Annotated in this window: 16 protein-coding genes; all 16 read left to right on the top strand. The window is 29.5% G+C overall.

Annotated features, from left to right (window positions below; translation table 11 throughout):
- Positions 1-2: 2 nt before the first annotated feature.
- The gene (locus KGF46_RS14485) at positions 3-1400 is read left to right on the top strand and encodes a phage portal protein (protein ID WP_227862110.1); all 1398 of its coding nucleotides are present in this window, start codon (positions 3-5) and stop codon (positions 1398-1400) included.
- Positions 1390-2877, top strand: a complete 1488-nt coding sequence (locus tag KGF46_RS14490) for a minor capsid protein (protein WP_227862111.1) — start codon at positions 1390-1392, stop codon at positions 2875-2877. The genes KGF46_RS14485 and KGF46_RS14490 overlap by 11 nt, the downstream gene beginning before the upstream one ends.
- A gap of 1 nt (position 2878) precedes the next feature.
- Positions 2879-3037: a hypothetical protein gene (locus tag KGF46_RS14495; RefSeq protein ID WP_227862112.1), complete on the top strand. Its 159-nt coding sequence runs from the start codon at positions 2879-2881 to the stop codon at positions 3035-3037.
- A 71-nt stretch (positions 3038-3108) separates the two neighbouring features.
- On the top strand, positions 3109-3360 hold the full coding sequence (locus KGF46_RS14500; RefSeq protein ID WP_227862113.1) for a hypothetical protein: 252 nt from the start codon (positions 3109-3111) through the stop codon (positions 3358-3360).
- 1 nt (position 3361) lies between these two features.
- Positions 3362-3850 carry a hypothetical protein gene (locus KGF46_RS14505; RefSeq protein ID WP_227862114.1) on the top strand — a complete coding sequence of 163 codons (489 nt, stop codon included), beginning with the start codon at positions 3362-3364 and terminating at the stop codon, positions 3848-3850.
- 18 nt (positions 3851-3868) lie between these two features.
- A complete protein-coding gene (locus KGF46_RS14510) occupies positions 3869-4141 on the top strand; it encodes a hypothetical protein (RefSeq protein WP_227862115.1) in 273 nt (90 codons plus the stop codon).
- 50 nt (positions 4142-4191) lie between these two features.
- The gene (locus KGF46_RS14515) at positions 4192-4422 is read left to right on the top strand and encodes a hypothetical protein (RefSeq protein WP_227862116.1); all 231 of its coding nucleotides are present in this window, start codon (positions 4192-4194) and stop codon (positions 4420-4422) included.
- Positions 4423-4467: 45 nt separating this feature from the next.
- Complete coding sequence (locus tag KGF46_RS14520) at positions 4468-5040, top strand: phage scaffolding protein (RefSeq protein WP_227862117.1); 573 nt, start codon at positions 4468-4470, stop codon at positions 5038-5040.
- 15 nt (positions 5041-5055) lie between these two features.
- Entirely contained in the window at positions 5056-5436 is a 381-nt protein-coding gene (locus tag KGF46_RS14525; protein ID WP_227862118.1) for a hypothetical protein, read from the top strand.
- 11 nt (positions 5437-5447) lie between these two features.
- A complete protein-coding gene (locus KGF46_RS14530; RefSeq protein ID WP_227862119.1) occupies positions 5448-6467 on the top strand; it encodes a major capsid protein in 1020 nt (339 codons plus the stop codon).
- Positions 6468-6477: 10 nt separating this feature from the next.
- Complete coding sequence (locus tag KGF46_RS14535) at positions 6478-6822, top strand: phage head-tail connector protein (protein ID WP_227862120.1); 345 nt, start codon at positions 6478-6480, stop codon at positions 6820-6822.
- 2 nt (positions 6823-6824) lie between these two features.
- On the top strand, positions 6825-7169 hold the full coding sequence (locus KGF46_RS14540) for a hypothetical protein (protein WP_227862121.1): 345 nt from the start codon (positions 6825-6827) through the stop codon (positions 7167-7169).
- Positions 7169-7594, top strand: coding sequence for an HK97 gp10 family phage protein (locus tag KGF46_RS14545; RefSeq protein ID WP_021373986.1), 426 nt, complete (start codon positions 7169-7171; stop codon positions 7592-7594). The genes KGF46_RS14540 and KGF46_RS14545 overlap by 1 nt, the downstream gene beginning before the upstream one ends.
- A complete protein-coding gene (locus KGF46_RS14550; RefSeq protein WP_227862122.1) occupies positions 7587-8024 on the top strand; it encodes a DUF6838 family protein in 438 nt (145 codons plus the stop codon). The genes KGF46_RS14545 and KGF46_RS14550 overlap by 8 nt, the downstream gene beginning before the upstream one ends.
- Positions 8008-8193 carry a hypothetical protein gene (locus KGF46_RS14555; RefSeq protein WP_227862123.1) on the top strand — a complete coding sequence of 62 codons (186 nt, stop codon included), beginning with the start codon at positions 8008-8010 and terminating at the stop codon, positions 8191-8193. Before KGF46_RS14550 ends, KGF46_RS14555 begins: the two co-directional genes overlap by 17 nt.
- 1 nt (position 8194) lies before the next feature.
- Positions 8195-9505 (top strand): phage tail sheath family protein, encoded by a 1311-nt coding sequence (locus KGF46_RS14560; RefSeq protein ID WP_227862124.1) that lies wholly within the window; start codon positions 8195-8197, stop codon positions 9503-9505.
- The last annotated feature ends 6 nt before the right edge of the window (positions 9506-9511 follow it).

Here is a 9511-nt window from a genome sequence, read left to right on the forward strand (position 1 = left end):
AATTGGAATTAGATGTAATAAAAAAGTTAATTGAACAAACTAATAGTAAACATAATAACTTTGTTAAAAAGGCTGATGAAGCTGAAAAATACTATAAAAATCAAAATGACATTATAAGGGATAGAAGCCCTAACAATATTGGGAAAGTAAATACAGCCGATAATCCATTACGAAATGCAGATAATAGAATACCGTTTAATTGGTTTGGTTTTTTAGTTAATCAAAAAATATCATATCTATTTACTTATCCTCCTACATTTGATGTTGGAGATGATGGTATAAATTCAAAGATAACTGATATTTTAGGTGATAGATACCCAAAAGAAGCTAAAACGCTGGGGAAAAATGCTAGTATATGCTCTAAAGCATGGCTACATGTTTGGGAGGATGATAACAATGACTTCCAATATGCTAATATAGACCCTCGCCAAATAAGAGCAGTATATTCATCAGATTTAAACAGAAAGCTTCTCGCAGTACTTAGAGAGTATGAAAAGATTAATGATGAAGGAAAAGAATATGTAATTTATGAGTATTGGACAGATGAATGTTGTTATACTTATCAAAATAAAGATGGAAATAGTAATATCAATGGATTGGAGATACTTAATAAATTTATAGAGAAAAATTTAGATAATAAACTTGAAACTCAAACTAATATATATAAACACAATTTTGGGGAAGTTCCATTTATCGAATTTCTAAACAATGATTTAGAGGTAAGAGATTTAGATAATGTTAAACACCTCATTGATGTATACGACAAGGTTTATAGCGGTTTTGTGAATGATATTGAAGATATACAAGAAGTTATTTTTGTTCTTACAAACTATGGAGGTGCAGACTTAACAGAGTTCTTAAAAGGACTTAAAGAATATAAAACTATTGATTTACAAAGTAGTGGTGCAGATGATAAGAGTGGGTTAAGTACAATTACAATAAATATTCCAATAGAAGCCAGAGATTCGCTTCTTAAAACAACTGAAAAGCAAATCTATGTCCAAGGTCAAGGCGTTGACCCTAAACCCGAAAATTTTGCTAATACAAGTGGTGTAGCACTCAAATTTTTATACACTTTATTAGAATTAAAAGCAGGTTTAATGGAAACTGAGTTTAGATTAGGGTTCGCTAAACTAGTAAGAATGATATGTAGACATCTAGGATATTCGCCTAAAAGAGTTTTACAAACTTGGACTAGGAATATGATTCAAAATGATTTAGAACTGGCTGAGATATGCTCTAAGAGTGTTGGGATAGTATCAGAAAAGACTAACTTAAAAAATCATCCACTTGTAGATAATGCAGAGGAAGAAGAAAAACAAATTAAAAAAGAGAAAGAAGATGTACAAAAGGAATATGAGTATTTAATGCCTAGTGATGGTGTTTTAGATGAAACATAAAGACTATTGGAAAAAGAGAGCTGAGCAATTAGAAAAAGCACAAAATAACAAGAGTATAAAATATTATCTTGAATTAGAAAATCAATACAAATTAGCTATGAATAGTATAGAAAAAGACATACTTGTATGGTATAACAGATTTGCTAAAAACGAGGGAATATCTTTGTTAGAAGCTAAGAAATTATTAAACACAAGAGAGCTAGAAGAGTTTAAGTGGAGTGTTGAGGAATATATCAGATATGGTAAAGAAAATGCTATTAATCAAAAGTGGATGAAACAACTAGAAAATGCTAGTGCTAGAGTTCATATTACTAGGCTTGAAGCTTTAAAACTGCAAATACAGCAACAAGTAGAAGTTCTCTATGGAAATGAATTAGATAGTGTTGATAAGCTAATGAGGGATATTTATACAAGTGGATATAATTATACAGCTTTTAATATTCAACAAGGTATTGGTGTTGGCTGGAGCTTAATGGCTTTAGATGCGAATAGAGTAAATAAGATTATCTCAAAACCTTGGACGACAGATGGGTTAAATTTTAGCGAAAGAATTTGGGGTAAACATAGACCTGCTTTAGTAAGCGAACTACATGCTAAGTTGACTCAAAGTTTTATTAAAGGTGAAAACCCAAAAGTTTTAGTAAATGAATTTGCGAAGAGGTTTAATGTATCTAAATCACAAGCTAAGAATCTAATAATGACTGAATCAGCTTTCTTTGCGTCAGCTTCAAGAAAAGATTGTTTTAATAATTTACTTGTAGAGAAATACGAGATTATTGCTACATTAGATTTAAGAACATCAAATGTATGTAGAGAGATGGATGGAAAAGTGTTTGAGATGAAAGGTTATGAGATAGGAGTCACAGCTCCACCATTTCATCCTAGATGTCGTACAACAACAGCTCCTTGGTTTGAAGATGAAGAAGGTTACAGAGCAGCAAAAGGAGAAGATGGAAAAACATATTATGTACCATCTAGTATGAAGTATAAAGAATGGTATGAGAAATACATTAATAAAAGCATTAAGTTATCAGATAATGAACAACTTGCAATTAATAAATATATAAGTAGTGATTCTTATAAAATTAATGAAAAGCTTAGAAGAGGGTTACCATTAACAAGTGAAGATAAAAATTTTATAAGTGACTTAGATAGTGCATTAGATAAGATGCCTAATTATAAAGGAAATGTGAATAGGTCCTTATATTTCTTTAATGAAAAAGAAAAAATAGACTTTTTAAATAAACATCAAATAGGTAAGGAAATAGTATATAATGAATATATATCTACATCCAGTAAAGGGGAATACAATCCAAGCGGTCAAGTTGAATTAAATATTATAAGCACAAATGGCAAGGATATAAGAAAATATAATCCTCAAGAAGCAGAGATTTTATTTAAAAGAAATAGTAAATTTATAACTACTGATAATTTTGAATATGATGGCAAACATTATATAACAATGAAAGAGGTATAATATGAAAAAGGATAAAGAAAAAATATTTTCATCACCAAGATGGACAGAAATACCACAAGCTAAAGTGGTAGGGGAAAGAACATTGACAGAAGAAGAAGTGAAAGAAGCACAAGAAATTAGAAGAAAAATAATTGAAAGAAAGATTAATAATAAAGAATAAAAGCACTTGCTAAATGATAAATTAGTAGGTGCTTTTATTATGTAAAAATTTTACTGAGAGGGTGATTTGAAATGCTTAAATTATATATTTTATCAATAATTGTGTTTTGTACAGGGTTTTACTTATTAAAAATGATGGTTGATGGTAACAAGGAATTAATTGAATTATTTAAAAGTATGAATGTTAGAAAAAGAAAAAAATATAATTTTATTTTTCTAGCTTTATTCCCACTACTCAATTTTATTTTAGGCGTGATACTCATACCATATTCTTTGCTTGTTAGTAATGAAGATATGGTTAAAGCTTTAAGGAGGAATAAGTAATATGGCTAAATTTAAAAAGAAAGCAGTTGAAGTAGAAGCTTTTAAACTAGGTTATGATGTAGAACCAAAATGGTTTATTGAGAATGATAGAGTTTGTAATTTTATACAAGAAAGACGTATTAATGGTAATATAAGTTGTGATTTAAAGACATTAGAAGGTACTATGAGAGCTAATAAAGGTGATTACATTATACAAGGTGTAAAAGGAGAAATATATCCATGTAAAGCAGATATATTTGAAATGAATTATGAGAAAGTAGAATATAGAGGAAAAAATAAATTATCAACAGAGATGACTTTAGATTCAACAAACTTTCAAGAAAATATTAAAAATGCCACAAAGGAATTAGAGTTTTTTATAGAAACTTTAGAAAAAGCAGATGATAAAATTAATAAACTAGCAGAAAAAATGAATAAATGTGATTGTAAAGTTGATATAGATAAGATTGTAAAACAGTTAGTGGAACACCTAAGAGAAGGTATTGAATAAGTTTTGGGGTATGGAAATATGTTTAAAAAGAAATATATTAAAAAGCCAAGCAAAATAAGTGTTAGAAATATTATAGCATTTATTATTACAGTTATTGGTATAGCTTTAGGTGTTTTTATAGGTATCAACATAATTATGGCTCATGTTTTAGGTATAGCTAACATGGTAGATAATAATACTTTTACCTGTGTTAGATTAGTTTATGGCTTAATAGGAGTTATAAGTGGGTATTTGATAGGAAAAGCAATATACCTTATAGCTTCACTAATAAGCTATATTATTTATGAATAATTTCCTTAAAGATTTTTTATTTTGTAAGAAATGAAAGGAGGGTTGTATTATTGAAAGAGTATGTAATTTGGTTTAAGAGTGGAAATTGTGTATCTGGAATAACAGACGAATATGTTGCTGATAAGTTAATGCAAGATTTTATTGAAGTTGACTCAGATTGTAGGTATTTGAAAGGGTATTTAGATGAAGATGGAACAACCGTAATAGATTTATCACAAATAGAAGCTATATCAATAAATAATTGCAATGAGAATAATAATATTGGTTTTAGTAAGTCCTAGATAGGGCTTTTTTATTTTGTAAAAATGAAAGGAGAATTAAATAAAATGAAAAAAAGTGAATTAATTGCATTAGGACTTAGTGAAGAAGATGCAAAGAAAGTAGAAGCTGAATCATTAAAAGAATTAGAAAATTATATTAATAAAATTGAGTATGAAAAGATAAAAGAAGAATTAAAAACATCCAAAGAAGCAATTGAAGGTTTTAAGGATGGAATGACAAAAGAGCAGATTGAAGAACTTAAAAAAGGCTATGAAACTAAATTAACTGCAAAAGATGAAGAATATCAAAATAAATTAAAGGAAAAAGAACAAAAAGAGTTTGATATGGCGTTAGAAAATGAACTTATTAAACTTAATGTTCATAGCACTAAAGCAGCAAAAGCAGAACTTGATTTAGAAAAAATAAAATATGAAAATGGTACTTTTACAGGACTAAAGGAACAGACTGATAATTGGGCAACTCAGAAGTCTTTCTTAATAAAAACAGGAGGTACTAAGACAAATTACATTCCCGACAATGGCAATAAAAATACATTAAGTAGAGCTGAAAATATTGCTAAAGAAAAAAATGAGGAAGGTTCTAAAAATCCATATGCTGACGCATGGAGTATTAAATAAAAAGGAGGATAAAGTATGTATTTTAAAGAGGCAAATTTTGATAACACACCCGAGTTTTTAGCTTCTCAACACTATATTAACTTTTCAAAAACAGCATTAGATACAGATGTAGTGGCTGATGAAAATGGAAAGAAATATGTGTTAGCAGGAAGCTTATTAGGTGAAAGTGGCAAAGTGGTAAAGATAACTAGAGGAGGTTCTTCGGGGAGTTATACATACACATTATCAGAAGACCCTGTAGGAATAGTTTTTTCAACTGTAGATGTTACCTATGGACCACAGGCAGTTGCTTCAATGGCAGAAGGTTATGTAATAACTGAAAGATTGCAAGGTGAGTATGTAAAAGAAGCTATAGAAACTATAAAAACAAAATTACCAAATATTAAATTTATGTAGGAGGATGAAATATGGCAAGAGTAGAAGAATTATTATCAGTTCAAGAGCTGATAAACTATACAAAGACTAGAAAATTAAAAGAAACAATGGGAGATTTATTATTTCCAACTCAAAAGATAGAAGGACTTGAAATAAAGATGATAAAAGGTGCATCCAATCTTCCAGTATCAGCAAGTGTTCATGCTTTTGATACAGAAGCAGAGATTGCATCAAGAGAAGGTGCTAATTTAAGCATGGCTGAACTTGCACTTGTAAAAAGAAAAATAAAATTAGACGAAAAAGATATAATTGTACTTGAAGAGCCAAGAAACTCACAAGAAGAAACTCAAATGATAAATCAAATATTTAATGATGTTGATAATCTTGTTGCGAGTGTAAACACTAGAGTAGAAGCAATGAGAATGGAAGTGTTATCGACTGGAGAACTGAATATAAATGAAAATGGTGTTAAAGCTTCTTTAAAATATGGAACTCCAACAAATCATAAAGAAACAAAAACTTGGTCTAGTGGAACACCAGATATATTAGGGGATATTTATAATATGACTGATAAAATAGTTGTTGATACTGGATTTACTCCAACAAGGTCATTAACTTCTAAAACTATTTTAAATATGATATTAAGAGATGAAAAACTAAGAAAAGCTATATTTGGCGTGAATAGTGATAAATTGCTTACTTTAAATGAATTAAATACATTTTTAGTTTCTCAATCTCTTCCACCTATTTTTACTTATGATGAAAGATACAGAGTACAAGGCAAGGATGGAAAATACACAACAAAAAGATTCTTAGATGAAAATAAGTTTATACTTATGCCTGATGGTAAAATGGGAGATACTTTCTTTGGATTGACAGCAGAAGAATTAGAGTTAAGAAAAAATCCATCAATAGATATTAGTACAGTTGGAAATATAATTGTAGAACAATACTCTACTGCTGACCCAGTTGCCAAGTGGATAAAAGCAGTTGCAACAGCCTTACCTAGTTTTCCTTACGCTGACCAAGTATTCATGGGTACAATAAATTAGAGGTGTTAATATGGAAGTTGAAAGACTAAAAAAGCTTTTAGGGTTTAGTAGGGAAGATGATTCAAAAGATACTATATTAGAGTTTATATTAGAAGATGTAGAAGAAATAGTCAAAAACTATTGTAATATATCTGTTATTCCTAAGGAGTTAAATAGTACTATTTTAAGAATGGCTGTAGATATGTATAAAAATGAGAGTCTAGGAAGCGAAGATATCGCTCTAGGCTCTATTTCTTCTATATCAGAAGGTGATACATCAGTTTCCTACAGAAGTTCAGCTAGTGAATTTAAGGAATCTTTACTTAAAGATTACAAGTCACAATTAAATAGATGCAGAAAAATTAGGTGGAAATAATGATGGATAAGACTAGAAAAGCAATAGAAATGCTATATAGAGATAAATGTACTATAGTTGAGTATCAGCCAGTTAAAGACCCTGTAACAAAACGAACTAACAATAAAGAAGTGATTGTATTAGAAAATCAACTTTGTAAGTTATCATATAAAAATATTACATCAGCTACAGATGGAAAAGTAGCTAAACTAGAGCAAACTATTAAACTCTTTATATCTCCAGATACAGAAATTAAAGCAGGTTCAAAACTTATTATAAATGATAAAGAATATGTAAGAAGTGGAGAATCAGCTATATATCCAAACCATCAAGAAGTTGTCTTAGAATTACTAGAGGATAAAGCTTAATGGCTAGATGGGGTAGTGTTGATTTTAGAGAGTTTAAAAGAGCTTGTAGAAGAATGGAGAAATTTACAAAGATTGATTTAGATAAGTTTTGCAAAGATGCAGCAAGAGAATTAGCAGCAAGACTGCTTGGTAAAGTAATTAGAAGAACACCAGTTGATACAGGATTTCTAAGAGAAGGTTGGAGTGGAATAGCTTATGCTAGGTCACTTCCAGTGTATAAAAGTGGTAATAATTACATCATAGAGGTTATCAATCCAACAGAATACGCTTCATATGTTGAGTTTGGGCATAGGACTAAGAATGGTAAGGGATGGGTTAAAGGACAACATTTTTTAACTATTTCAGAAATGGAGTTACAAGGTCAGATTGATAAGATTATAGAGAAAAAACTATTAATTTTGTTGAAAGGAGTGTTTGATGCTTAATAATATTATAGATGGAATATCTATTAAATTAGATAAATCATTTGGAAATGAATATACAATTTATAGTGAAGATGTAGAGCAAGGTATAAATGAACCTTGTTTTTTTATTGTTCCTTTAAATCCAAGCAAAGTATCATATCCAAGTGGCAGGACATTAAAAAAGAACTCTTTTGATGTACATTATTTTCCCAAAAGTAATGATAAATCATTTGAAATAAATGAGGTAGCTGAGATGCTACTGGAGGAATTAGAGTATATAGAAATTGATGGAGATTTAGTCAGAGGTACTAATATGAACTTTGAAATTATAGATAATGTTCTTCATTTCTTCGTTGATTATAACTACTTCACTATAAAGAGTAATAATGCAGATAAAATGGATACAGTAGAGTTATTTGGTGGGCTAAAGAGAGGTGATAAACTTGAGTAAAACATTAAGTAAAGAAGAAAATTATAAGTTTACTAAAGAGCAGATAGTTAATTCTAAAAGGTATGTAAATAGAAAAGATTTGTTGAATGCAATTTTAAAAGATGATGAATTGTATTCCTTCTCACAGGTAGAGGATAGAATAAATAAATTTATGAAAGGAGTGAGTTAATTTGGCTCTAGGTGGAGGAACATTTGTAACACAGAATAAAATACTTCCAGGTGCTTATATAAACTTTATCTCAGCTAAGAGGGCAACCAGTTCTCTTAGTGATAGAGGTATTGTTGCAATGCCTTTAGAACTCGATTGGGGTATTGATGAAGAAGTATTTCAAGTAACAAGTGATGATTTTGAGAAGTATTCAACTAAGTATTTTGGATATGATTATACACATGAGAAGTTAAAAGGTCTTAGAGATTTATTTAAAAATATAAGATTAGCTTACTTTTATAAACTAAACAAAGGTGTTAAAGCTAGTTGTACTATTGCTACTGCTAAATATAGTGGAATAAGAGGTAATGATTTGAAGATAGTAGTTGCAACAAACATTGATGATAACACTAAGTTTGATGTTGTAACACTTTTGGATAATAAGAAGGTAGATACTCAAATAGCAAAAGTTATTACAGATTTAGAAGATAATGATTATGTCATTTGGAAAAAGGATGCAACATTAGAAGCAAGTGCAGGACTTGTATTTACTGGTGGAACTAATGGAGAATCAGTTACAGGAGCAGAGTATCAAGCTTTCTTGGATAAAATAGAAAGTTACTCATTTAATGCTTTAGGATGTTTGGGTACAACAGCAGAGATTAAAAGTTTGTTTGTAGAATTTACAAAGAGAATGAGAGATAAGGTAGGAGCAAAGTTTCAAACTGTATTATATAAGAAAAGTGATGCAGATTATGAGGGTGTAGTATCTATTGAGAATAAGATTAAAGATATTGGATTATTAGAATCTAGTTTAGTTTATTGGTCGACTGGAGCTATAGCAGGATGCAACATAAACAAATCTAATACAAATAAAAAGTATGATGGTGAGTTTGATGTTGATGTTAACTATACTCAAATACAACTTGAAGAAGCTTTAAAAACAGGTAAATTTATATTCCATAAAGTTGGAGATGAAGTTCATGTATTAGAGGATATAAACACTTTTGTATCATTTACAGATGAAAAGAATGACGATTTTTCATCTAATCAATCTATTAGAGTATTAGACCAAATCGCTAATGATATTGCAATATTATTCAATACAAAGTATTTAGGAAAAGTACCAAATGACAAGGCAGGAAGAATAAGTTTTTGGAATGATGTAGTAAAACACCATAAAGAATTAGAAAACATTAGAGCAATAGAGGATTTCAAAACTGATGATGTTTTGGTGGAACTTGGAAACGATAAGAAAACTGTTATAGTGAGTGATGCGGTTAAGGTTATTAATGCAATGAGTAAACTTTATATGACTGTTTCAGTTAGTTAAAGAAAG

The organism is Clostridioides sp. ZZV14-6153 (assembly GCF_020657855.1).
Lineage (GTDB): Bacteria > Bacillota > Clostridia > Peptostreptococcales > Peptostreptococcaceae > Clostridioides.

Bases quoted from the DNA above. Each gene is read 5' to 3' on its own strand.
- KGF46_RS14490 (WP_227862111.1), top strand. From the start codon at position 1,390: ATGAAACATAAAGACTATTGGAAAAAGAGAGCTGAGCAATTAGAAAAA.
- KGF46_RS14495 (WP_227862112.1), top strand. From the start codon at position 2,879: ATGAAAAAGGATAAAGAAAAAATATTTTCATCACCAAGATGGACAGAA.
- KGF46_RS14500 (WP_227862113.1), top strand. From the start codon at position 3,109: ATGCTTAAATTATATATTTTATCAATAATTGTGTTTTGTACAGGGTTT.
- KGF46_RS14505 (WP_227862114.1), top strand. From the start codon at position 3,362: ATGGCTAAATTTAAAAAGAAAGCAGTTGAAGTAGAAGCTTTTAAACTA.
- KGF46_RS14510 (WP_227862115.1), top strand. From the start codon at position 3,869: ATGTTTAAAAAGAAATATATTAAAAAGCCAAGCAAAATAAGTGTTAGA.
- KGF46_RS14520 (WP_227862117.1), top strand. From the start codon at position 4,468: ATGAAAAAAAGTGAATTAATTGCATTAGGACTTAGTGAAGAAGATGCA.
- KGF46_RS14525 (WP_227862118.1), top strand. From the start codon at position 5,056: ATGTATTTTAAAGAGGCAAATTTTGATAACACACCCGAGTTTTTAGCT.
- KGF46_RS14530 (WP_227862119.1), top strand. From the start codon at position 5,448: ATGGCAAGAGTAGAAGAATTATTATCAGTTCAAGAGCTGATAAACTAT.
- KGF46_RS14535 (WP_227862120.1), top strand. From the start codon at position 6,478: ATGGAAGTTGAAAGACTAAAAAAGCTTTTAGGGTTTAGTAGGGAAGAT.
- KGF46_RS14540 (WP_227862121.1), top strand. From the start codon at position 6,825: ATGGATAAGACTAGAAAAGCAATAGAAATGCTATATAGAGATAAATGT.
- KGF46_RS14545 (WP_021373986.1), top strand. From the start codon at position 7,169: ATGGCTAGATGGGGTAGTGTTGATTTTAGAGAGTTTAAAAGAGCTTGT.
- KGF46_RS14550 (WP_227862122.1), top strand. From the start codon at position 7,587: ATGCTTAATAATATTATAGATGGAATATCTATTAAATTAGATAAATCA.